Origin of the sequence: Zobellia sp. OII3 (assembly GCF_002211465.1) — a bacterium.
GTDB classification, from domain to species: Bacteria; Bacteroidota; Bacteroidia; order Flavobacteriales; family Flavobacteriaceae; genus Zobellia; species Zobellia galactanivorans.
In genome coordinates this window covers 111,405-136,052 of sequence record NZ_MWRZ01000003.1, presented here as the reverse complement: position 1 = coordinate 136,052, position 24,648 = coordinate 111,405, and the positions used below count along the sequence as shown (strand labels likewise).

22 protein-coding genes and 2 tRNA genes are annotated in these 24,648 nt (G+C 43.6%); 14 read left to right on the top strand and 10 right to left on the bottom strand.

Features of this window, described 5'->3' with window-relative positions; genetic code table 11:
- The first annotated feature begins 11 nt into the window (after positions 1–11).
- Positions 12–800 (top strand): diadenylate cyclase CdaA, encoded by a 789-nt coding sequence (gene cdaA, locus B4Q04_RS11350; protein WP_088696895.1) that lies wholly within the window; start codon positions 12–14, stop codon positions 798–800.
- On the opposite strand, the gene B4Q04_RS11345 is transcribed toward cdaA, so the two are convergent.
- Both B4Q04_RS11345 and truA read right to left on the bottom strand, forming a co-directional pair.
- Positions 801–2,567 carry an ABC transporter ATP-binding protein gene (locus B4Q04_RS11345; protein ID WP_088696894.1) on the bottom strand — a complete coding sequence of 589 codons (1,767 nt, stop codon included), beginning with the start codon at positions 2,565–2,567 and terminating at the stop codon, positions 801–803.
- Entirely contained in the window at positions 2,560–3,312 is a 753-nt protein-coding gene (gene truA, locus B4Q04_RS11340) for a tRNA pseudouridine(38-40) synthase TruA (protein ID WP_088696893.1), read from the bottom strand. Before truA ends, B4Q04_RS11345 begins: the two co-directional genes overlap by 8 nt.
- A gap of 114 nt (positions 3,313–3,426) precedes the next feature.
- On the opposite strand from truA, the gene B4Q04_RS11335 reads away from it, so the two are divergent.
- On the top strand, positions 3,427–3,921 hold the full coding sequence (locus tag B4Q04_RS11335) for a metallophosphoesterase family protein (RefSeq protein ID WP_088696892.1): 495 nt from the start codon (positions 3,427–3,429) through the stop codon (positions 3,919–3,921).
- A gap of 59 nt (positions 3,922–3,980) precedes the next feature.
- Here the strand turns inward: B4Q04_RS11335 and B4Q04_RS11330 are convergent, their stop codons facing one another.
- Positions 3,981–4,391, bottom strand: coding sequence for a DUF4293 domain-containing protein (locus B4Q04_RS11330; protein ID WP_088696891.1), 411 nt, complete (start codon positions 4,389–4,391; stop codon positions 3,981–3,983).
- A 193-nt stretch (positions 4,392–4,584) separates the two neighbouring features.
- Here B4Q04_RS11330 and rho point away from each other — a divergent pair, with 193 nt between their 5' ends.
- Together rho and B4Q04_RS11320 are read left to right on the top strand one after the other, a co-directional pair.
- Positions 4,585–6,258, top strand: a complete 1,674-nt coding sequence (rho, locus tag B4Q04_RS11325) for a transcription termination factor Rho (RefSeq protein ID WP_088696890.1) — start codon at positions 4,585–4,587, stop codon at positions 6,256–6,258.
- Between the two features lie 269 nt (positions 6,259–6,527).
- Positions 6,528–7,289 (top strand): hypothetical protein, encoded by a 762-nt coding sequence (locus B4Q04_RS11320; protein ID WP_013994114.1) that lies wholly within the window; start codon positions 6,528–6,530, stop codon positions 7,287–7,289.
- Positions 7,290–8,086: 797 nt separating this feature from the next.
- On the opposite strand, the gene rpsT is transcribed toward B4Q04_RS11320, so the two are convergent.
- The 4 genes from rpsT to proS all read right to left on the bottom strand — a co-directional run bounded on the left by rpsT (position 8,087) and on the right by proS (position 10,174).
- Positions 8,087–8,338 (bottom strand): 30S ribosomal protein S20, encoded by a 252-nt coding sequence (rpsT, locus tag B4Q04_RS11310; RefSeq protein ID WP_013994112.1) that lies wholly within the window; start codon positions 8,336–8,338, stop codon positions 8,087–8,089.
- Positions 8,339–8,400: 62 nt separating this feature from the next.
- Positions 8,401–8,472 (bottom strand) — tRNA-Glu (locus B4Q04_RS11305).
- Between the two features lie 84 nt (positions 8,473–8,556).
- Positions 8,557–8,628, bottom strand: a tRNA-Glu gene (locus tag B4Q04_RS11300).
- Positions 8,629–8,698: 70 nt separating this feature from the next.
- The gene (gene proS / locus B4Q04_RS11295; protein ID WP_088696888.1) at positions 8,699–10,174 is read right to left on the bottom strand and encodes a proline--tRNA ligase; all 1,476 of its coding nucleotides are present in this window, start codon (positions 10,172–10,174) and stop codon (positions 8,699–8,701) included.
- A 96-nt stretch (positions 10,175–10,270) separates the two neighbouring features.
- Here proS and B4Q04_RS22455 point away from each other — a divergent pair, with 96 nt between their 5' ends.
- Entirely contained in the window at positions 10,271–11,494 is a 1,224-nt protein-coding gene (locus tag B4Q04_RS22455; protein ID WP_013994110.1) for a hypothetical protein, read from the top strand.
- A gap of 39 nt (positions 11,495–11,533) precedes the next feature.
- Positions 11,534–13,051: an OmpP1/FadL family transporter gene (locus B4Q04_RS11280; RefSeq protein ID WP_088696885.1), complete on the top strand. Its 1,518-nt coding sequence runs from the start codon at positions 11,534–11,536 to the stop codon at positions 13,049–13,051.
- Positions 13,052–13,098: 47 nt separating this feature from the next.
- On the opposite strand, the gene B4Q04_RS11275 is transcribed toward B4Q04_RS11280, so the two are convergent.
- Both B4Q04_RS11275 and B4Q04_RS11270 read right to left on the bottom strand, forming a co-directional pair.
- Positions 13,099–14,523, bottom strand: coding sequence for a T9SS type B sorting domain-containing protein (locus B4Q04_RS11275; protein ID WP_013994108.1), 1,425 nt, complete (start codon positions 14,521–14,523; stop codon positions 13,099–13,101).
- 120 nt (positions 14,524–14,643) lie between these two features.
- On the bottom strand, positions 14,644–16,446 hold the full coding sequence (locus B4Q04_RS11270) for a T9SS type B sorting domain-containing protein (protein ID WP_088696884.1): 1,803 nt from the start codon (positions 16,444–16,446) through the stop codon (positions 14,644–14,646).
- A gap of 200 nt (positions 16,447–16,646) precedes the next feature.
- On the opposite strand from B4Q04_RS11270, the gene folE reads away from it, so the two are divergent.
- Positions 16,647–17,327: a GTP cyclohydrolase I FolE gene (folE, locus tag B4Q04_RS11265; RefSeq protein WP_013994106.1), complete on the top strand. Its 681-nt coding sequence runs from the start codon at positions 16,647–16,649 to the stop codon at positions 17,325–17,327.
- 15 nt (positions 17,328–17,342) lie between these two features.
- Positions 17,343–18,821: a cysteine--tRNA ligase gene (gene cysS / locus B4Q04_RS11260; RefSeq protein ID WP_088696883.1), complete on the top strand. Its 1,479-nt coding sequence runs from the start codon at positions 17,343–17,345 to the stop codon at positions 18,819–18,821.
- A 14-nt stretch (positions 18,822–18,835) separates the two neighbouring features.
- On the opposite strand, the gene B4Q04_RS11255 is transcribed toward cysS, so the two are convergent.
- The gene (locus tag B4Q04_RS11255; RefSeq protein WP_088696882.1) at positions 18,836–19,753 is read right to left on the bottom strand and encodes an AraC family transcriptional regulator; all 918 of its coding nucleotides are present in this window, start codon (positions 19,751–19,753) and stop codon (positions 18,836–18,838) included.
- A gap of 222 nt (positions 19,754–19,975) precedes the next feature.
- Between B4Q04_RS11255 and B4Q04_RS11250 the strand changes: the two genes are divergently transcribed.
- From B4Q04_RS11250 to B4Q04_RS11225, 6 genes are all read left to right on the top strand, one after another.
- The gene (locus tag B4Q04_RS11250; protein ID WP_088696881.1) at positions 19,976–21,496 is read left to right on the top strand and encodes an aldehyde dehydrogenase family protein; all 1,521 of its coding nucleotides are present in this window, start codon (positions 19,976–19,978) and stop codon (positions 21,494–21,496) included.
- Between the two features lies 1 nt (position 21,497).
- Entirely contained in the window at positions 21,498–21,869 is a 372-nt protein-coding gene (locus tag B4Q04_RS11245) for a DUF779 domain-containing protein (protein ID WP_088696880.1), read from the top strand.
- Between the two features lie 155 nt (positions 21,870–22,024).
- On the top strand, positions 22,025–22,234 hold the full coding sequence (yidD, locus tag B4Q04_RS11240; RefSeq protein ID WP_088697019.1) for a membrane protein insertion efficiency factor YidD: 210 nt from the start codon (positions 22,025–22,027) through the stop codon (positions 22,232–22,234).
- A 137-nt stretch (positions 22,235–22,371) separates the two neighbouring features.
- Positions 22,372–23,334, top strand: a complete 963-nt coding sequence (gene lgt, locus B4Q04_RS11235) for a prolipoprotein diacylglyceryl transferase (RefSeq protein ID WP_088696879.1) — start codon at positions 22,372–22,374, stop codon at positions 23,332–23,334.
- Between the two features lie 97 nt (positions 23,335–23,431).
- The gene (locus B4Q04_RS11230; RefSeq protein WP_013994099.1) at positions 23,432–23,920 is read left to right on the top strand and encodes a DUF192 domain-containing protein; all 489 of its coding nucleotides are present in this window, start codon (positions 23,432–23,434) and stop codon (positions 23,918–23,920) included.
- Between the two features lie 6 nt (positions 23,921–23,926).
- Positions 23,927–24,445: a GNAT family N-acetyltransferase gene (locus B4Q04_RS11225; RefSeq protein ID WP_088696878.1), complete on the top strand. Its 519-nt coding sequence runs from the start codon at positions 23,927–23,929 to the stop codon at positions 24,443–24,445.
- The last annotated feature ends 203 nt before the right edge of the window (positions 24,446–24,648 follow it).

Sequence of the window (24,648 nt, the reverse complement as noted above, 5' to 3'; positions counted from 1 at the left end):
CACCTCCGATATTGGATTTTCTAGATTTTTTAGAATTTAAGGTTACCGACGTTCTCGATATTTTTCTGGTAGCGGTGCTGTTGTACTACATCTACAAGTTGGTACGGGGCTCCGTAGCCATCAATATTTTTATTGGCATCGTTATCGTTTGGGGTTTTTGGAAACTCACCGAACTTCTCGGCATGGAAATGATCAGCAGCATGGTCGGTGCCTTCATGCAAGTAGGATTGATCGCCTTGATCATCGTGTTCCAGCAAGAGATACGGAAATTTCTTTTGATGATCGGTTCGACCAATTTTGCCAACAAGCGAAACTTCATCAAACATTTTAAATTTTTACGCCAAGACGGTGCCAGCGTTAGCGTAGATGTCGATGCCATTCTTGCCGCATGTAAAAAGATGAGCTCAACGAAAACAGGGGCCTTGATCATTATAGAACGGAACAACTCCCTCGATTTTGTACGATCGTCAGGAGACAAAATGTACATAGAAGTGAACAAGCCCATTCTAGAGAGCATCTTTTACAAGAACAGTCCGCTCCACGATGGTGCCGCGGTCATTGAGAACAACTATATCGTAGCCACCCGCGTTATCCTTCCGGTCTCGAACGAAAGAAACATTCCGCTTCGTTTCGGTCTTCGCCATAGGGCCGCTGTCGGGATTACCGAAAAAACCGATGCCTTGGCCCTGGTCGTAAGTGAAGAGACCGGGAACATATCTTATATAAAGAATGGGAAATTCACCGATTACGGCAGTATAGACGAACTTATCGGAATCATTAAAGACGACCTGATAGAATAACTAGGCCACTTCTTCGGCAAGAAACTGGGCTTCGTAAAGGTTTTTATAGTATCCGCCCTTCTTCAGCAATTGTTTGTGCGTGCCCGTTTCTACAATCCTCCCCTCATCCATCACAATTATCTTATCGGCCTTTTTGATTGTGGCCAAACGGTGTGCAATAATGATCGAAGTCCTTCCCTCGGTTATTTTTTCCGTAGCCCTTTGTATCAATTGCTCCGAATAGGTGTCTACCGAAGAAGTGGCCTCGTCCAAAACCAAAATACTAGGATTGCTTACATAGGCACGCAAAAAGGCTATCAATTGGCGTTGCCCGCTCGATAACATAGTACCCCTTTCCTTTACGTTATAGTTATAACCGCCCGGAAGACTGCTTATAAATTCGTCTACCCCGATTTGTTTGGCCGCCGCTACTATACGGTCAAGGCCGATCGATTCGTTCTTAAGCGATATATTGTTTTCTATTGTATCCGCAAACAGGAACACATCTTGAAGCACGACCGCAATTTTCCCTCTCAAGGAAGCAAGACTAAAGTCCTTTATATCGATTCCGTCTATCCGGATCGTTCCGGAGTTGATTTCATAAAAGCGATTCAACAGGTTGATGATTGTAGATTTTCCGGCCCCAGTGGCCCCCACAATGGCCACTGTTTCCCCTACTTCGACCTCAAAGGAAATACCGTGTAAAACCTCCTCATCCTCCAAATATCCGAAATGGACATTTTCAAACTTAATATTGCCACGTACATCGTCTTTTACAATGGTACCGACATCTTGAATATTGCTTTGGGTATCCAATATCTTGAACACCCTATTGGCCGCCACCATACCCATTTGCAGGGTATTGAACTTATCGGCGATTTGCCGCAACGGACGGAAAAGCATATCGATCAGCAGAATAAAGGCGAACAAAGTACCGAGTTCTTCCTTGGAAAGGTTAGATACATTTTGAAGCCCCCCGTACCAAACAATGAGTCCCACTGCAATAGACGAAACGATTTCCGCAATCGGGAAAAAGATAGAGTTGTACCAAACGGTCTTCAACCACGCATTTTTATGTTTTTCATTGATGACCCTAAATTTCTCGCTTTCGATTTTTTCACGGGTAAAGAGCTGAACGATTTTCATACCCGTAATCCGCTCCTGCACAAAAGAATTGAGGTTGGAAACCTGTAATCTTACTTCGGCGAAAGCCACCTTCATGGCCTTCTGAAACAGACGTGTCGCATAAAGGATCAAGGGCAAGATGGCAAAAACTATGAGGGCCAGCCTCCAGTTCATTATCAGCATTACCACCGCGGCCACCAACATTTTCAACAAATCGGCAACGATCACAAAAAATCCTTGGCTAAAAATCTCCCCGATCCGCTGCATATCGGCAACGGCACGGGTAACCAAGACCCCTAGGGAAGAGCTATCGAAATACTTCATCCGAAACCCCAACATATGTTTGAAAAGGTTGATCCGAATATCTTTGATGACCGATTCGCCCAGCCAGTTGGCATAATAGTTAAAGGCAAGTTGGCAGCTTACCTGGCCGAGCAAGACAACGCCCATAGCGATGGTCAGCCACAGTAATTTTTCTTGATCGCCCACCTTAATGGCATCATCGACAATCTTTTGCACGATGATCGGTGTCATTACCGCAAATGCAGAAAGCAAAATAGCCGCAAGGGCCACCCCGTAAAAGGTCAACCGATAAGGTCGGGTATGCGCCAATAAGCGTCTGAACAATCGAATATCAAATGCTTTTCCCGAATTTTTATCCATGCTTTTTCGTAATCTTTTTGGGGTATAAAACAGAGGTCAAATATAGCCCTTTTGCCGGTACCGATGGGCCGGCATTACTTCTGTTCTTGCTATTTATGATTGATTTAACATCGCTTGGGCCTATTTTCTCCATCCCTACTTCCAGGAGCGTCCCCACGACCGCGCGCACCATATTTCTCAAAAAACGGTCGGCGGTTATGGTAAAGACGAGCCGGTCATCCTTCATTTCCCAGACCGCTTTTTTAACATCGCACAAATAGGTTTTTACATCGGTATTCGATTTTGAAAAGCATTCAAAATCTTCAAACTGCAAGAGAAGTTCGGCCGCTCGGTTCATACGATCTATATCCAACCGATGTTTTACGTAGTGTGCAAAGTCGGTATAAAAGGGGTTCTTCTCCTGCACCACCCAATACTCATAGCTTCGTTCCTCGGCATCAAAACGGGCGTGTGAATTGGCGGGCACCTCAAAAACATCGTGTACGGCAATTTCTTCGGGAAGAAAAGCGTTCAACCGATACACCAGGCGTTGCAGGTCTTCAATCCCCTCAACATCAAAATGGGCGTACATTTGCTTGGCGTGCACCCCTGCATCGGTCCGTCCGGCACCGACCAAGGCCACAGGCTCTCGCAACAGGGTAGAAAATGCTTTTTCAAGAACCTCTTGCACCGTTATGGCATTCGGCTGGTTCTGCCAACCGTGATAGTCCCTGCCCAAGTATGAAAATTCAACGAAATATCTCAACCGAAACCTTTAATTTTGTGAGCCTCAAAGATACTTCTCTTTGACCAAACAGAACAATGCCCCTAAAAATATTGATAAGGCCGAAGCCATTTTCCCTAATTTTCACAAGACCATATGACCAAAATTCTATTGCTTTCCGACACCCATTCACATATAGACGACACCATATTAAAATATGCCCGTCAGGCGGATGAAATATGGCACGCAGGCGATATTGGCAGTTTAAAGGTAACCGACACCTTGCGAAGTATTAAACCCCTAAGAGCCGTTTACGGAAATATTGACGACCATATCATTCAAAAGGAATTTCCACTGAACGACCGTTTTTTCTGCGAAGGCGTAGAAGTACTTATGACCCACATCGGCGGCTACCCTCCAAAATACAATGGCAGGACCCGTGACATCATCAAGGCCAACCCTCCCAAACTGTTCATTTGTGGACATTCGCACATCCTTAAGGTCATGATGGACCAAAAGCTTGGCGTACTCCATATGAACCCGGGGGCCTGTGGCAAACACGGCTTTCACCAGGTGCGTACCATGTTACGGTTTGTTATCGACGGAACGGATATAAAGGACCTAGAAGTTGTAGAACTCGGAAAACGATAAATAAAAAAACCCGGTAACTACTCCGGGTTTTACGCACTAATACTACTAAGATGTTAGGTTTATCGTAGACGATCAACAGATTTTACAAGATCCTCATCCTTCTTGATAGCCCTATTGGCAAGGACCAGAAAAACGATAGAAATAATAGGAATCAGCATCCCAATACCCTTCTCCGAGACCGAGATCTCTCCGGATAAATTTAGCGACCGGTAAACGAAAAATCCTAGTAAAAAAAGATTCAATATCATGTTCAATCTGTTCATCACAAATTGATTTTTCCTGTTTTTGAACATCACTATGGCAATAAGCGCCAATAATGACGAAATATAAAATGTAAGCGAAATAAAGATTTCATTGCTCGCAAAAATCTCGTTTCCTTCCTCATCAGACCAGAGATTCACCCAGAACGGCAGTACTCCCGCCACCAATACAACTATGAGCAAATAAACTGTTTGTATTCTTTGAATCATTGCCTAAACTCCATTTTACTCTACAAAAATACACGTCTTTTTGAAAAAAATCGATGTCACAAGCAAAATAATTCGTAATATTGTGAGATTATTAGTTATTACACTTACCTATTGGGAAATCTTTCCCTCGTAATACTCAGATAACAATTCACTTCTTATCAATACAAGAGACGTATAATTTATATCCTACTTAATGTTTGAAATTTCAGATTTAAAAGCAAAAAAACTGCCTGAATTGCAGGAAATTGCCAAAGGCCTTAACGTGCCAAAGTTCAAAACCTTAAAAAAGCTGGACCTTGTTTATCAAATCTTAGATGTACAAGCAGCCAATCCTAAAGTTGTAGCAGAAGTAACTGCTCCAAAAACAGAGGAAAAACCCAAACCTAGAGCACGTAAACCAAGAACGGCAACCGAAACCAAGAAACCGACAACCAAAGCTTCCGCTCCCGATAAAAAGGAAAAGGCAGAAACCTCGGAAAAACCGGAAAAACAGGAAGCTACGGAAGCGGCACCAGCGTCAACGGCACCACCTACCGAAGTCAAAAAACCTCGCCCAAGACCGGTAAAGACCAATTCCGGCCCTGCAAAAAGGGAAGCTAAGGGCAACCCACAGCACAAGAATCAAAATACCCCCAGCGGTAACTCCAACAATCCCAATAGCAACAAGAACCAACGTCATCAAAAAACGACCTATGACAAAAGTAATTTTGACAAGGATCTAAAAAACAGGTACAAAGAACCCGAATTTGAATTTGACAGCATTATAGAAAGCGAAGGGGTTCTAGATATCATGCAAGACGGTTACGGGTTTTTACGCTCTTCAGACTACAACTACCTATCATCTCCCGATGATATCTATGTATCGCAATCACAGATCAGGTTATTCGGACTTAAAACAGGGGATACCGTTTTAGGAAATGTAAGACCTCCTAAAGAAGGTGAAAAATATTTCCCCTTGATCAAAGTCAACAAAATTAACGGAATCGACCCCCAAGTGGTGAGAGACCGGGTTTCTTTTGAGCACTTGACCCCACTTTTCCCTCAGGAAAAATTCAACTTGGCGGACAGACAAAGTAATATCTCTACCAGAATCATAGATTTGTTCTCCCCTATCGGAAAGGGACAAAGAGGTATGATCGTATCCCAACCAAAAACGGGTAAGACCATGCTATTGAAAGCGATTGCCAATGCAATTGCCGCCAACCACCCAGAGGTATACCAAATCATCTTATTGATAGACGAACGCCCCGAAGAGGTAACCGACATGCAACGTAACGTACGTGGCGAAGTCGTTGCTTCCACCTTTGACAAAGAAGCTACCGAACATGTACGCGTAGCGAACATTGTTCTGGAAAAAGCGAAGCGTCTCGTAGAATGCGGCCATGATGTCGTTATTCTTTTAGATTCCATTACCCGTTTGGCCAGGGCCTACAATACGGTACAACCTGCTTCCGGTAAAGTTTTGAGTGGTGGTGTAGACGCGAATGCCCTTCACAAGCCTAAACGCTTCTTTGGAGCTGCCCGAAACATTGAAAACGGTGGCTCACTCTCTATCATCGCGACCGCCCTTACGGAGACCGGTTCAAAAATGGACGAGGTGATTTTTGAAGAATTTAAAGGAACAGGTAACATGGAACTTCAATTGGATCGTAAGATATCAAACAGAAGGATTTTCCCTGCCATCGACCTTACCTCTTCAAGTACAAGACGCGACGACCTGTTATTGGACGAAAGCACTATTCAGCGTATGTGGATCCTAAGAAAATACTTGGCGGACATGAATCCTGTTGAAGCCATGGAATTTATTGAGCAACGCATCAAACAGACCAAAAACAACGAAGAGTTTTTACTGACTATGAATCAATAAGTTTTTATTGATTTAAGTAAGATATCAAATTTACAGCATCCCGAATTCCAGTCTACAATCTGGGATTCGGGATTTTTTTTGATTACGCCCCCCTGCATTTCCCTAAAAAAAAGCAAAAATTACTACTTTTCCCACCTATTAACAGTTCAAAGATTACGGATTTCCATAAAGGACGGTCCAATTATCCGTTTTTTCGGATATCTTTATAGCGCAAAAATTTTCTTCCCCCGAATTTTATGTAAAAAAGTAGAACTTAAAAAACTTACATTATGAAAAATTCAAAACAAGCCGCGCTTACCTGCGCCACATTCCTTCTTTTCTTGATTTTTACGGGATGCCGGCTAGACGAAAAAGCGCAACCCTGCCCCGATTGCCCTTGTGAGACCGTTTTAAACGACAATTACAACAACGGAATCATACTTCCCACCAAAGCCCACAAACTCTACGAAAACTACAAAAGCAGACGCGTAGGCCTCATAGAAAACTACGAATGGGCAATGGAAGAAAAAGACAAAGACCCCAAAAAGCCTTCCAAAGGGAAAGCACAGGCACAAAATGCCGCAACGGAAAGCAGCAGCGACGATTCCAAACCCGGAAAGTTCAAAGCGGCCCGTTACGTATCTTACGATTACAAGGACCTAAAAGCATACTTGGCCTACATCGAGAACGAAGCCAAACTCTCAGGTGAAGAATTGACCACACTAAGGTTCTATTTTGCCAATTACGCGGATGAAAAAAAATACAATGATGGCAAACCCGTAGTACACCCCAGGCAAAATACGATCATGATGTCTCCCACCATCAACAAAAATGGAGGCGACCATATGTTCTTTACCGTAGACGGCACCGATGGCAAACGGGAAGTAGTGCTTTTAGACAATGAATTCAACCCTATAGGGCCGCGAAAAAGCACAGAACAAACACCTAACACAAAAAACGAAGCTTCGTTTTTACCCGGTTTTTTCACCGCTTCAAGCGCACCTTTCTATGCAGAGCGAAGCACCACAAAAAACGAAGGCCACTCGTACTAATATTTCGATGTATTCTTTAAAAAAACTGCCCTTTGATAGATTTTATTTTACTGAACTCGCTCATTCCCATTTACGCGGCTACTGTAGGCTTGGCATTGTTTAAGTATCCTAAATATTACGAATCAAAGCTTACGTATCTGCCTATTATTTTTATTTACACTTTTCTAAATGAACTGCTAAGTTATCTTTTAAACAATTATCAGGAGGAGTTCAGTCTAATTTCAATCGAGACCTATCGCAATTATAAATGGCTTATATACAACACCTACATGTTGGTGTTTTTTCTATATTTCTACTATGTATTCAGGTTCTATATTGATGACCCCAAACACAAAAGGAATATATATTATGGAGGTATTTTCTTTTTAGTTGTCTGCCTGATAAATGCATTCGTCGACAACTTCATTAAATTGCCGCAAGTATACGCCTATGTTTTCGGGGGAATTATACTCGTTTACAGTACTTTAATGTATTTAAAAAAGTTTTTCACCATCGATTTACTTTTTAAAACAAAAGAGAATCTTTTATTTTGGTTAAGCAGTGGGCTATTCATTTTTTACGCTGGCTACCTTCCTATCAAAGTCATAAGGTATATTCATACAATTCATGAAACACCGACCCCACCAATTATCAGAAGGATCCATTGGTCGTTGATCATTATAAGCTACCTATTCTTTGTTATCGGTTTTCTAAGAATGAAACGGAGAATGCCCAAATAGGGCAAAGCGCGATACATAGAAACAAAAAAAACCCTGTCGTAAGTTTTACGACAGGGCTTTTTTAATAAGTTTTAAATCTTACAAAGCAGCTACGTGCTTGGCCAATTTACTTTTTAAGTTAGCCGCCTTGTTATCATGAATGATATTGCGTTTCGCCAATCTATCGATCATACTAACAACGCTAGGCAACAAAGCTTCAGCTTCCTTTTTACTTTCTTCACCACGCAATTTTTTGATTGCGTTACGTGTAGTTTTGTGCTGATAGCGATTACGAAGACGTACTGCTTCGTTTCTTCTGATTCTTTTTAATGCTGACTTGTGATTTGCCATCTTTTTCTAACTTGTTATAATTTTTTAAAATTCCTCTTCCCCAATCCTCATCGAACCTTTTGTAGCCCGTAGGGGAATCGAACCCCTGTTACCAGGATGAAAACCTGGCGTCCTAACCCCTAGACGAACGGGCCAATACATACTCTCTAAATACGACCCTGAACTTTAGACTTTACAAACCCTTATTAGGGGTTTATCTATCGTTCATTTGTATTTTGTAGCCCGTAGGGGAATCGAACCCCTGTTACCAGGATGAAAACCTGGCGTCCTAACCCCTAGACGAACGGGCCATTGCCTTACGCAATTGCGGATGCAAAAATACAATTATTTTTAACTAACGCAATAGCTAACATAATTTTTTTAATATGCTTTAGCAAAAAGTACTCTTTTTGACGATAATTTTCCCGTCACCATGCACTTTCCCTCTTTGTTTTCAGTACCTAAGGGGATACATCTAATAGTTGCCTTGGTCTCTTCTTTTATTTTCTCCTCGGTTTCGTTGGTTCCGTCCCAATGCGCGGAAATGAATCCTCCTTTTTCCTCCAAGACCTTCTTAAACTCCTCGTAGGTATCGACTTCGGTAATATTATCCTCCCTAAAGGAATGTGCTTTTTGATATATGTTCTTTTGAATATCCTCTAAGAGAAATTCAATTTTAGCCACAACATCGTCCATAGGAACGATTTCTTTCGTCAACGTATCCCTTCGGGCCACCTCGTAGGTACCGTTCTCTAGATCACGCTTCCCTATGGCCAAACGAACCGGAACCCCTTTCAATTCATATTCATTGAATTTAAAGCCAGGCTTATGGGTATCCCTATTATCGAATTTTACCGAAATGCCTTTGACCCTTAATTCTTTTACCAAGGGAGCGACCTTTTCAGAAATAGCGTCCAATTGCTCCATTCCCTTGTAAATAGGAACGATAACCACTTGTATAGGAGCCAATTTTGGAGGCAAGACCAAACCGTTATCATCACTATGGCTCATGATCAAGGCCCCTACCAATCTGGTAGAAACTCCCCATGACGTAGCCCAAACATGTTCTTGCTTCCCTTCCTTATTAGCGAACTTAACATCGAAGGCTTTGGCAAAATTCTGTCCTAAAAAGTGAGAGGTACCGGCCTGCAATGCCTTTCCATCTTGCATCAAAGCCTCGATACAGTAGGTCTCTATAGCTCCCGCAAAACGCTCGCTTTCCGTTTTCACCCCTTGAATGACCGGCATGGCCATATGTTCTTCGGCAAATTCGGCATAGACCCGCATCATTTTTTCGGCCTCCTCTATTGCTTCGGCCTCGGTAGCGTGCGCAGTATGCCCTTCTTGCCATAAAAATTCGGCAGTTCTAAGAAACAAACGCGTACGCATTTCCCAACGTACCACATTGGCCCACTGGTTGATCAACAAGGGAAGGTCTCGATACGATTGTATCCATCGTCTATACGTATCCCAAATAATGGTTTCAGAGGTAGGCCTTACAATAAGCTCCTCTTCCAATTTGGCATCGGGGTCTACTATAATACCGCTACCGTCCTCGGCATTCTTCAAGCGGTAGTGGGTCACTACGGCGCATTCTTTGGCAAAACCTTCAACGTGGCTCGCTTCCTTACTCAAGTACGACTTGGGTATGAACAGCGGAAAATAAGCATTTTCATGCCCCGTCTCCTTAAACATCTTATCTAGAGCGGCCTGCATCTTCTCCCAAATGGCAAAACCGTAAGGTTTGATTACCATACAACCACGAACACCTGAATTTTCGGCCAAGTCGGCCTTCACTACGAGCTCGTTATACCATTTGGAATAATCCTCGCTGCGCTTTGTCAAATTCTTACCCATTATATTTAGTTTGGCACAAAACTTGTGCTTATGTTAGCAAAATAATTGGGTAAAACTACTTATTTTTACTATGTTCAACAATAAAAAATTGCACCCATGATACATTTACCATCCCGCAGTAAAATCCATCACATTGCACTTTGTACCGTAATCGGCATTGTTGCAGCATCTTGCGGGTCGTACCAATCGGCCTCGTACTATGACAATGACGGAATTTATTCCAGTGACACCCAAGTCAGTGTAGAGCGCCAATCTAGGCCACAACAGCAAGAAGAACAGAATGAGGACAATGTGTATTCCGAATATTTCGGACAGCAGGCCGACCAATTCGATCAAATGCTCGAAGGTGAAATTTTCACCGACATCGACTCTTATTCCAGTGAATCGGCCCAAGACAGTATTTCACAAGGCCAGTTGACCGATTATTACAAAAACGACAATGATTATGCAGGTTATGCAGGATGGGGTGACAATGCGACCAGTGTAAACATCAACATTTACGACAGTGGATGGGGTTACGCCGGATACGGATGGGCTTCGCCATGGATCGGATGGGGCGGCTACTATGGTTATGGCGGTTATTACAACCCTTGGAGAAACCGATACAGCCCTTGGGGATGGGGAGGTTACGGAGGTTACGGATATGGATATGGCGGATTCTACGGCGGCTATTACGGTTACCGATGGGGCGGCTATGGCACTTGGTGTCCTCCTTACGGATACTATAGTGGATACAACAATTATTCGTACAGAAACCGACACTACGCGTACAACCGCGGCAGAAGAGGTTACTACAGCAATACCAATGCCATTTCAGGAAACAGTGCAAGATATACAAGAACCGCGGCGACAAGCCGAAGCAGCAGGGCTACACCTAGATACTCTGCCAATGGTTCGTCTAGCAGGACAAGCCGAAGCTCGGCAACAGGCACTTCTAGAAGCTATAGCAGCAGCCGATCGTCAGCAGCTTCAAGAAGAAGCGTAGGTGTCGACCAAAACCGTTCGTACAGAACGAGCCGAAGCACCAGGGCTACCCCTACGTACAATTCTTCATCTAGAAGCAGCACTTACAAACGTAGCAGCTCTACCACTCCCCGTACCTCTACCTACAGCAGGAGTTCGGGTACAAGATCGAGCAGTGGCAGTACCTACAAAAGCAGCTCAACGCCCAGAACCAGTACATATAGGTCGTCAGGCTCAAGTAGAAGCAGCTCGAGCAGCGGAACCTACAGAAGCTCTAGCAGCTCTTCGAGAAGTTCAGGAAGTACAAGATCTTCTTCCGGATCAAGCTCTAGATCATCTTCAAGTCGTAGAAACTAAGTCCAAAATCAGAATAAACTTACTCTAAATTTGCTAGGAATGAGAAAATACATAACATTCATAGGGCTGTTGGCATGTGTTGTCGCAAGCGCCCAAAATATTGACGACGTCTTACGTTACAGTTCCGAAAACATTCAGGGTTCGGCCCGATTTCAAGCCATGGGAGGCGCTTTCGGATCACTGGGAGGCGATTTATCGGCCCTCAACATCAACCCCGCAGGTAGTGCCGTCTTCAACAATGGCCTATTCTCCGTATCGGGAACGAATTATTCCAATAAAATCGATTCTGACCTCAACGGTAGCTTAAATTCAACATCTTCCAATAATTTCGACATCAACCAAATCGGCGGGGCTTTTGTATTTAAGTCTACGGATGCCGACAGCCCTTGGAAAAAACTGACCTTGGCCCTTAACTATGACTTGGTTCAAAATTTTGATTCCCGTTCGGTTACCCAAGGAAGAAGCAACCAAGGTGTTGACAATTACTTCCTAGATTTCGCCGAAGGCATTGAATTGGACCCCCTAAAGTTAAAAGCAAACGAAACCCTCGGTGACGCTTATTTAGCCATAGGCGCCACGAACGGACTCAACTTTGCAGGCCAACAGGCATTTTTAGGTTTTCAAGCAGGTATTATCGAACCGGTTTCCGATACCGAAGACAACACCAGCTATTTTTCAAATGCCGATTATGACGATGTCAACCACGATTTCCGTCAAGATATCACAGGATACAATAGCAAGTTCACCGTAAACGGAGCAACGCAATACGGCGACAACCTTTACTTTGGAGCCTCATTGAATTTTCACACCCTCCGTTACGAAAGATTGAACAGGTACAGCGAAACTTTCAATGAAAGAGGAAGTGGCACAGCTAGGTACATCGATTTTGACAACCTACTCGTAACCGAAGGTTCCGGCTTTTCCCTAAGTTTGGGAGCTATTGCCAAGGTCAACGATTTCCTACGGGTAGGAGCCAGCTATCAATCCCCTACCTGGTATCGTCTGACGGACAATTTCTCTCAGGGAATAGATTCAAATTTCCCCAATAAGGAGAGCAGTTTTCAATTTTTCAACCTGAATTACATCAATATATTCGATTACCAGATCAAGACCCCCGGAAAACTTACCGGAAGTATTTCCGCCGTATTTGGTAAAAGCGGACTTATAAGCTTTGATTATGGATACCAAGATATGTCGAATGCCCAACTAAGACCTACCAGCGACGCAGGTTTCGCCAATGAGAACACTTATATTTCCGAAACCTTAGGCGCCGTTTCAACCATTAGGGTCGGTGGCGAATACCGAATTCAGCGCGTAAGCCTTAGGGCCGGATACCGCTATGAACAAAGCCCTTACGAAAGTGGTGACATCATAGGTGATCTTACAGGAATCTCAGGAGGACTAGGATACAGCTTTAGAAGAAGCCGATTAGATTTGGCCATTAGTCGAACCGAACAAGATAGATTGCAGTACTTTTTCGATACCGGAATCAATACTGCTGCATTGTTAAACAACGTAAATACAAACGTTACCTTGGGCTACACCCTGAATTTCTAAGGAAAGTATTTCTGTATCGATTTGAAAGTCCGGCCTATGTCGGACTTTTATCGTTTTAGGGCAAAATAAGACTTGGTCAATTTAGCTACTTCCATACCGTTTTCCGATTCTGAATATTCGAGCCTGAACCAATATGTAGACGATGGCAAAGGTCTTCCGTTCAGTGTCCCGTCCCATTCCGAATTGGTATCCAACTGAGCCAAGAGCTTACCAAAACGATCAAAAATGAACACCATTGGATCAGCCAACTCTTCTATTCCCTTAATATTCCAGGTATCGTTGGCCCCGTCATTGTTCGGAGTAAAAAATTTGGGATAACCTATCACCAAAAACTCGGTAGGTTCACTAGTACCACATCCGTTCTTATCGTTGATTACCACGGTATTTACTCCAGGCGGAACATCGTTAAAAACCGGATCATCTTGAAATTCACCCTCATTAATGGAATATTCATAATCACCATCACCATCAACAAAAATCTCGATATTGTTCATGTCGGGATCTAACGATAGGTTCGAGTTCAATGTTTCAACACGATCAAGCACGGGTATTCCGTAGAAAGTAATCAGAATATCATCATAAATATGACCTCCCGCAGTGGTTGTAATATCGACAAAGTACCTTCCTGAATTCGGACTTGGCACGTTTATCTCGGTCGCCGACGGACCCGAGCCCAAAGGTGCGTCTACCGTACCATCGTCATCATAGTCAACAGACCAGGCTACATTGGTAAAGTCGGGACCTGCTGGGGAATTCAACATACTCAAGGTAATATCCGGATCACCTTCACAAGCGATGATATCCAAGCCCAAAAACTCATCACGCAAGGTACAATCCAAAGCCGTATCCTTATCGGCCTGTACCGAGCTCCCCGTAAAGGTGAGCATAAAAGGCTCTGGGTCGCCATCAAAATTGGTATTGAAATTATTGATCAAGATATAGTACATCTCACCTGCCCTCACATCTAAGTACTCATCGTAGGTATTCAGGTTTTGGGTGGTAGAAGGCACCCCTTGCTGTCCGTTTTCAGGGTTGACGCCCAATCCTGTAAATCGGGTATTGTTCACTTCGTAATTACAACGAATAGGGTCGACCGCTCCGGTAGTAATATCGGCACAATCGACATCGGGCCCATAAACGGCAAAATCCCATTCGGCCGTAGGCGATCCCGAACCATTGACCGGCAGCGCCTCAATATCAAAACCCACTTGGCCATCGGTACCTGCCCTAAAGACAAACCACGAGGTATTATGTTCGATATTGGCTTCGCTAATACTTCCTTTTTCAAGACATCCGGTTTCGGTAATGACCTCCGGATCAAAATCATCTATAGCTCCGGTGCCATCGGCATACCCCATAATTGGGGCGTCGGCACATACAGGAATAGCGGTTCTGCAGTCAGCTGAATTTTGTGCTTGAATTTCTGTGGCATAAAAGAACGCAACACAGAGTACTGATAGTAAAAAGCGCATAGGTAAAGGGGCTAAAACAATATAATTAGATAACTCAGGAACATTGATTTTAGTATGTTTAAACAGAAAAAACAGGTAGTTTATCGATAAAATGCCACTTGCCCCCCAAAAAAAATATGGCTAGCGTTTCAATGAAAAATGGTTGTTGATATACTTGGCCGTTACTGTCTGCCCCCTAGCATCAACATAGGTAAGTTTAAACCAATAATCGGATTCGGGCAAGGGCCTACCTTGCCAATAACCGTCCCATTCAGGATTTGACGGTTCCAACTGGGCCAAGAGTTTGCCCATGCGGTCAAAAATAGAGATTGATGGCGAATTCAATGTTTCAACCCCGACAATACCCCAGATGTCGTTGACTCCGTCTCCGTTCGGGGTAAAAAATTTAGGAAAGCCCACAACCACAATTTGCTCACTTACGGCCCCACATCCTTTGGGGTCATTCACACTTACCGTATGCATGCCCGGGCTCACTTGATAAAAAGTGTTGCCCGTCTGATACGCCCCTTCGTCCAATCGATATTCATAATCGTCCGATGTATCGACCAAGACCGTAACCGTATTATCATTTTGAAGATCGTTGATTTCAATTCCGGTAATTTGTGGCGGCCGTGAGATATAAACCGTTACATTTTGGGCCCGACTGCAACTCAAGCCCGATTGCGTATGGGTGACAGTAAGTTTATATTCGCCCGCTTCGGAAACCGTAAGATTCGGTGTAGTCTCCCCCGTACTCCAGAAATAGCTATAATTGACATTCGGCGAGGACGGACCGATAACGACCCCGGTATTGGACTGACACAAAAATACTTCCGATGGAAAATCGATGTCGGGGGTCTGTAAATTGACCAGTTCAAATTGCTCCGTCACATCAAAACACTTTGAATTCCCCACAGATGTGAGTCGCACATATATCGTTTGGGAACCCGTTGGCACCTCGTATTGTTTGGGCAAGGCATTTGCCCCGTTCGTCGCATCGGGGAAAGAAGCGTGATAACTCACCACAAAATCGTCCGGTGACTGCCCTCCAAGGGCCTCCACATCCTTTTGAGACAAATCGTAGACGGATAGGGACGAACAAGAAGCATCATCGGAAACCGCTCCGGTAACGGGTCGTTTGGAAAAATGCACCTGAACTTCACTAATAATCGTTTCACTCGGACGTACGACCTCCACCCTATAGGTTGCCGAGGCATCAACACGGTACACGGCATCGTGCTCCCCTGCAATTTGGGTAAAACCGCTGCCCGTATCTACGTACCAATTATAGGTAGTCGCTCCTGAGGTCGTAGCGTTTAAATCGACGATATCACCCTCACAAACCGATTGTGGCGGCCCTAAAAGGTTATTTATAATGGAACAATCCAATGCGTCATAAGGGTTTGTAACGAATATGTGCCCTGAAAACTGAATTGAAAAACCCGAATTATTGTTACTGAAATTGTTGATCATAAGGTAGTAGTCCTCCCCTGCGGTAACCTCTAGCCAATCTTCATACTGTACGTTTTCGGTATCGCCGGTAGGATCCTCCCCTACCCCTACAAATCGATTTTCATCTTGATTGTCGAAAAAATTACATCGTATGGGCTCCCCTAAGTTATTACAGTCATTGGATTTGTACAGGGCAAAATCCCAATCTTCAAGTGTATCGATCCCTATATCAAACCCTAATTGTCCGGAGGCCCCGGTTCTAAATCGGTACCAGGCCGAATTCGATTCAATGGCCCCGCTCAAGGTTTGCTCTAGGCACCCACTGGTCGCCGCGCTATCAAAGTCATCTATCCCGAATCCAGTGGTCCCCCCATTGACGGGAGTATTGCTACAAATAGGAACGGCATTGCCACAATCTGGGGAAACTTGTGCCCTTACGACGCTCGTACCCAAAAAGAACAACAAAGACCACACGATGATAAAACGACTCATTTCAACAGGTTATACCTTAATAGTATAAAAGTACCTTGTTGATTTTCTTAACACCAATTTATGTTGTGTATCAGGACATATAGAACGTAAAGTGCCATATTATGTATATCTTTGCACCTCGTTTTACTTAGCACGAAGTGTAATGTATCGAAACTTTTTAAGACGAATTGGGCATTAGAAATGCCAATAGATATAAGCAGATGAAAATTGACAGTACTTTGGAAAAGCAATTTGAAGATATGGGAAACGACCACGTTTCCGCATCGGAAGATACACCTCTACGTGAAGACGCGTTCGTGTTGAGCGATGATGAGAAGATCAAAAGAATACAAGGAAGCATACGAGAAGTAATGCTGACTTTGGGCCTAGACCTTGATGACGACAGCCTCAAAGGCACCCCGAACCGAGTTGCCAAGATGTTCGTAAAGGAAATTTTTGGCGGACTTCACCCCGACCGAAAGCCTAAATCATCAACTTTTAGCAACAAGTATAAATACGGTGAAATGTTGGTAGAGAAAAACATAACGCTCTACTCTACATGCGAGCATCACCTTTTGCCCATAGTAGGCCGTGCACATATCGCATACATCTCCAACGGAACGGTAGTAGGCCTCTCTAAAATGAACCGCGTTGTCGATTATTTTGCCAAAAGACCGCAAGTTCAGGAACGATTGACCATACAGGTCGTTAGGGAGCTACAAAATGTTTTGGGAACCGAAGATGTTGCCTGTGTAATCGACGCCAAGCACCTTTGTGTGAATTCCCGTGGCATACGCGATATCGAAAGTAGTACGGTAACCGCTGAATACGGCGGCAAATTCAAAAACGAAGCCGTACGCCGCGAATTTTTAGACTACCTTAACCTGGATACCACTTTTTAATAGCGCAAGCCTAACATGCAATTGTACCAGCAACAAACGTTAAAGATTTACAATTCCCTTTCCGGTAAAAAAGAAATTTTCAAACCTTTGAACGAAGGCCATATTGGCATGTATGTCTGCGGCCCAACGGTCTACAGCAATGTTCACCTGGGCAACTGCCGTACCTTTATGTCGTTCGATATGATCTTTAGGTACTTGAGACATTTGGGGTACAAGGTGCGCTATGTACGTAATATAACCGATGCCGGCCACTTAGTCGACGATGCCGAAGACGGTGAAGATAAAATTGCAAAAAAAGCAAGGTTAGAGCAGTTGGAACCTATGGAAGTCGTACAACGGTACACCATAGATTTTCACAATATTTTAGAACAGTTCAATTTTTTACCGCCCAGTATAGAGCCAACGGCCACCGGGCATATCATCGAACAGATAGAGATCATTAAGGAGATTCTTGAAAAAGGACTTGCCTATGAGGTAAACGGCTCGGTCTACTTTGATGTGAATAAGTTCAACGAAAACCACGATTACGGCAAATTAAGCGGCCGGAAATTGGAAGATATGATTGCCAATACCCGTGAATTGGCCGGTCAAGATGAGAAAAAGAGTCCACAAGACTTCGCACTCTGGAAAAAGGCCGAGCCACAGCACATCATGCGCTGGCCTTCGCCATGGGGAGATGGTTTCCCCGGTTGGCACCTCGAGTGCACGGCAATGAGCACCAAGTATTTAGGAGAGACCTTTGATATTCACGGTGGTGGTATGGACCTGAAATTTCCGCATCACGAATGTGAAATAGCACAGGCGGAAGCCTGCTATGGCCACTCGCCCGTTCGATATTGGATGCACGCCAACATGTTGACCATGAACGGCAAGAAAATGGCCAAATCAACAGGGAACAATATTTTGCCCGGTGAAATATTTACCGGTGAGAACAACATTCTTAGCAAGGCCTTTTCTCCTTCCGTAGTTCGCTTTTTTATGATGCAGGCGCATTACACCAGCATATTAGACTTGAGCAACGATGCCCTTTTAGCATCGGAAAAAGGATTCAACCGCCTAATGGACACCCTTTCCGCCATGGAAGGATTGGAAACCGGATCAAGTAGTGATTTTGACGTAGAAGCGTGGAAGCAGCAATGCTACGACGCCATGAACGACGATTTCAATACACCTATTCTTATCGCCAACCTTTTTGAAGCGGTCAAGCATGTAAACCTGATCAAGGAAGGAAAAGAAAGCATTACGGCAAACGACAAGGAAACCCTTGCCCACACCTTCAACACATTCGTTTTCGATATCTTGGGATTGGAACAAAAAGGAGGAAGTACCGAAGATGCCGGAAAGCTTTCCGGCGTGGTAGAACTATTGATCGAACTTCGAAAAGAAGCTCGTGAAAATAAAGATTTTGCTACCTCGGATAAAATCCGTGACCAATTGGCAGAACTTGGCATCCAACTAAAAGACGGTAAGGAAGGTACCACTTTTAGCCTCTAATTTTTTTTACGGCACTACAATGGTTCGCTCTGTGCTTTTGCCTGGTAATCACTAGGCGAAAGATGCTGTCGCGCCTTGAATACGCGGTTAAAATACGAGCGGCTTTCAAAACCACATTCCAAATAAACGTTTTTAATGCTTCGCTTTTTGTCTTGTAGAAGGCCTACTGCCAGTTTAATCCTTTCGTTATTGATAAACTCTATAGGCGAAATGCCCAGTTCGATCTTGAATACCCTATAGAAGTGAGAGGGACTCAAGCAGGCCTTACTACTTAAATCCTCTACGTTTAATGGCTCGTGAAGATGCTCCCTTATATAACGTATGACTGTAGCCAACCTACTATTACTACTGAGTTGCAAGGTCGAATTTGAATAAATCTTACGCTCATTGGTCTGTAATATGCGTATGATCAGCTCACGCAACATATTGTCAACGAAAAAATCTTTGGAAGGGTGATTTTCGGTAAACAAAAACAAAAGCCGCTGTAAAATCTGAAAAATACCCATGTCATTTACAAAATGGAAATTGTAATCCATCAGGCCCCATTCGCTTCGATCATGCTTTGGCATGCTCTCGTTCATCAGTTGCAACACCTTGTTTATTTTATCTTCGGAAATGGCCAAGGCCAAGCAACGGGTAGGTTTTTTACGCATTGCTTCCGGAAAATCGATACACATGGTCTCATTTGAAGGAAGCACCAAAGATTCCCCCGGCAAAAAATCGAAAGATTCATAATCCCTTAGATGCATTATTTTTTTCCCTTCGACCATACTCGCCAAAACCGGCTGGTCAAACTTCAACAACACCCTTTCGGCCTGCCGATGTGTCTCAAACACATGTAAGGCGGCATTATTGAGCGTATACGAGGTTTGGTTTTCGACCAATGATTCCAGCTTTCGGTTCGAAAGAAATTTATCCGACAATCCCAACATAACAGAACAAGTATCAAATTTATTTACTAAACACTAAGAAATATACAAAATAAGAGGCTACAAAATACCAATTTAACAAAGAATGATAGAATCCGTCACATCAAAGGTAGAATTGGTCAGACAATTGGCCGTCAACTCCACTACATTTAGAAAACTATTTATATACATCTGACAAACAGGTATATAATAAAGAATATACTTATTAACTTAACTCCTTTAACCATGAGCACACAAACAGTTGAACACAATCTTCTTCAAAAGCCAAAGTTCAAAGACCAATATGAAAATTATATTGGCGGAAAATGGACAGCACCAGTAAAAGGCGAGTATTTTGACAACCTTTCGCCTGTTGACGGCAAGGTATACACCAAAGTAGCACGCTCTACTTCGGAAGATATTGAATTGGCCATCGATGCCGCATGGAAAGCCGCCCCCGAATGGAACACTTCTTCGGCCACTACAAGAAGTAATATGCTATTAAAGATTGCCGACGTCATGGAGCGCAACCTTGAAGCCCTTGCAAGAGCGGAAACCTGGGACAACGGTAAAGCTATTCGTGAAACCACTGCGGCCGATATTCCTTTGGCCATAGATCACTTCCGTTATTTTGCAGGTGTCATCCGTGCCGAAGAAGGTTCGGTAAGCGAATTAGATTCGAACACCGTAGCCCTGAACGTTACGGAACCCCTAGGTGTGGTAGGACAGATTATCCCATGGAACTTCCCCCTACTTATGGCTACCTGGAAGTTGGCCCCGGCCTTGGCGGCAGGTAACTGTGTTGTTTTGAAACCTGCGGAACAGACCCCTGCAGGAATCATGATCTTAATGGAACTTATTGACGGCATCCTTCCCGCGGGTGTATTGAACGTAGTGAACGGTTTTGGGGCCGAAGCAGGGAAACCCTTGGCCTCAAGCCCAAGAATAAGCAAAATTGCATTCACCGGAGAGACCACTACAGGCCAGCTCATAATGCAGTACGCCTCTAAAAACATCACGCCCGTTACCTTGGAACTTGGAGGGAAATCACCTAACATTTTCTTTGAAAGCATTATCGATGCCGATGACGATTTCTTTGACAAATGTTTGGAAGGTGCGGTAATGTTCGCATTGAACCAAGGGGAAGTATGTACCTGCCCCTCTAGAATGTTAGTACAAGAAAGCATTTACGACCGCTTTATGGAAAGGGTCATCGAACGTACCAAGGCCATTAAACTAGGGCACCCCTTAGACCCAACGACCATGATGGGGGCACAGGCCTCAAACGACCAGTACGAAAAAATATTGAACTATATCAATATAGGCAAAGACGAGGGCTGCGAGGTATTGACCGGTGGCGAAGCCGCATATAACGAAGGCCTTGAGGGCGGCATTTACATTCAACCTACCATTCTCAAGGGCAACAACAAGATGCGGGTGTTTCAAGAGGAAATTTTCGGACCCGTTGTTTGTGTCACCACTTTTAAAGATGAAGCAGAGGCCATAGAAATTGCCAATGACACCTTATACGGCCTTGGCGCGGGAGTCTGGACACGTGACACCCATCAGGCCTATCAAATATCAAGGGCGGTGCAAGCCGGACGCGTATGGGTCAATTGCTATCACTTGTATCCTGCACACGCTCCTTTTGGCGGATACAAAAAATCGGGTATCGGTAGGGAAAACCACAAAATGATGTTGGCCCACTACAGACAGACCAAGAACATGTTGATTTCATACGACAAAAAGGCCATGGGCTTCTTTTAAGATGAAAACACAACGCGTTTTAGTTTCGGATGAAGCCAAAGAGGTCATTGAAAAATTGAAGCAAACCCATGGTAAGCTCATGTTCCACCAAAGCGGTGGATGCTGCGACGGGTCTTCACCCATGTGTTTTAGCGAAGGTGAACTCATACTCAACGAAACCGATATTTGGCTTGGCAATATCGCCGATTGCGACTTTTACATGGCCAAAGACCAGTTCGAGTATTGGAAACACACGCAATTGACCATTGATATCACCGAAGGAAGGGGAGCCAGTTTCTCTTTGGAAATCCCCTTAGGTGTGCGCTTTGTGGTAAAGTCAAGATTATTTTCAGAACAGGAAGCCCTTGACCTTCAACCCGTGCACCAAGCATAAAATTCATAACACGATTCAGTGTCACTAAAATCCGCATTTTTAAATGCGGATTTTTTTTGGACCCGTTCCATACTTCCGGACAAGGGTATTGGTTAAATTGTTGTATTTTTACATCCTTAAAACCCATCGTCTTGGCATTATCCCTAAAAAAAATAATGATAGCCCCTTTCGTCTTTTTGGTCAGGTTCTATCAAGTCGCCATCTCACCATACATCCCTGCAAGTTGTCGTTACTCCCCAACATGCTCACAGTATACCCTCGAGGCCTTAAAAAAACACGGACTTTTTAAAGGAGGATGGCTGGCCATTAAACGAATTTTGAGCTGCAACCCCTGGGGAGGAAAAGGCTATGACCCAGTACCTTAATAATTTAAAAATAAACTAGGGGCAATTGAGGGGGGAAGAATCCCCGAGAGCTTTCCCTCCTTTGACGTCAATTTTAAGGACAGCAAGGCATATCGGCTGTCTATTTTATTATCTTAGTGCTCTTAAAACTACTTCTCATGTACTTTTTAGGTATCATTTGGAATCCGAACGAAACACTTTTCACCCTCGGTCCGTTACAGATAAAATATTACAACTTACTTTGGATTACCGCCTTTGGTTTAGGTTGGTATATCATGAAGCGTATTTTTACCAACGAGAACAAAACGGTAGAGCAGTTAGATTCGCTCTTTATCCACACGGTTCTTGCCACCATGTTGGGTGCGCGGCTTGGACACGTATTTTTTTACGATTGGCCGTATTACCAAAACCACCTGCTCGAAATACTTCTTCCTATTCGCGAGAATGCCTCGGGCCAGCTTTTCGGTTTTATCAACGGTTATGAATTTACCGGCTTTACAGGCCTTGCGAGTCATGGCGCCATTATAGGCGTACTGATCGGAACCTATCTTTACCAGAAGAAATTCCCCGACATGAAAACCCTTTGGCTACTGGACCGTATGGTCATACCGTTTGCCATTGGTGCCTTTTGTGTACGATTGGGCAACTTTTTCAATTCAGAGATCAATGGAAAAATCACCGATGAATCTTTTGTTTTCGCTACAAAGTTCATTCGCGATTCCGATGATATGCACCCCTCCAAAGCCTTGGCGATTACACAGGAAAAAACGGTAAATGCCGCTTATGCCGCACTGGAGAACAATCCGAAATTTGCCGAACAATTGGCGCAGATTCCATACCGCCACCCGGCACAGTTGTATGAAGGGGTGGCCTATATTTTTGTTTTTATCCTTCTCTATTACCTTTACTGGAAGACCGATAAAAAAAATCGCTCAGGATATCTTTTTGGCCTGTTTTTAGTTTTGCTTTGGACGATTCGTTTCTTCGTAGAATTTGTAAAGAAAAGTCAGGGTGGTTTCGAAGAGAGCCTCGGGCTACTTTCGACCGGACAGTGGTTGAGTATTCCGTTTATTTTTATCGGACTCTACTTTATGTTCCGACCGATAAACAGCAAATCGTAACCCATATTAATTATCCATACACCCAAAAACATTGGATCAGGGCTATACTAAAACAAAATAGCCCCTTCCCCAACTATCGAATTTAAGCGCTACCAAAATGAAGCACATTAAAATCAGTTTGTACCTTATCTTAACGGTATTTGTTTTTCATTCCTGCAAAGAAGAGAAGAAAAAAGTTGTCAAAGCAGAGCCTGTAGTCTTTAAAAAAGAAGGCGAACTTTCTATTTTCAAGCAAAAAACGGATAGTTTGATTGCTTCCTTTGATATTGAAATCGCAGAGAGCGAATATGAAACCCAAACTGGTTTAATGTATCGCAAAAGCATGAAGGCCGACCGCGGGATGTTGTTTATCTTTCCGGAAGTGTCCGGGCATTCGTTCTATATGAAGAATACCGAGTTTCCTTTAGACATCATTTTTATCAAGGAAGACATGACCATTGCCAATTATCACGAAAACGCCCAACCTCTGAACGAGTCGAGCCTACCTTCGCAAGGGGCGGTACAATACGTACTTGAATTGAATGCCGGTCTTGTTCAAAACTTCGGGATACAGCCAGGTGACAGTATTGCCTTCAAAAAATTATGATTGCAAATGGATTTACTTTTGGAAAAGGAAACGACCGAGCGATTGCTATTCCGAAAAGTACGTCCCTCCGATTTTGAAACCTGGTTGTCCTTTCACCAAGACAAACGTTCTTCCGAGTTTTGGAACGGATTACCATCTGACCCAAACGTGGCCTGCCAACAACAATTCGACCGAATTTTTGAACGCTACGAAAAGCAACTGGGCGGCATGAATGCCCTTATCTCAAGATCGACCGGAGACTTTATCGGTCTGTGCGGACTGCTAAAACAGACCGTAGACGGTATTGACGAACTGGAAATAGGCTACTCCATTCTCCCTAAATACTGGCAACAAGGCTACGCTACCGAGGCCGCCCTGCAGTGCAAGTCCCATGCTACAAAGCATCAGTTGGCCCCTTCTTTAATATCCATAATCCATATAGATAACCTACCGTCTCAAAAAGTAGCTATTAACAATGGCATGCATTTGGAGAAAACTACGACATACCATAATAACCCCGTATATATTTTTAGAGTGCAATTATGACACGGAAACACTGGGGTATATTTACGGCCAATACATCCCGTACAAGTGAGTTAATTAATAAATAATCTCAAATTCCACTGTTTTAAAAAAACTCCACGTTTTCCAATTCCATCTTATCTGAAAAATATTGCAGTTCATCTAGACTTTTGACAAAAAAAAGGGATGTACCGTATCTAATTTAAACCGATTGTATATCTTGTAGG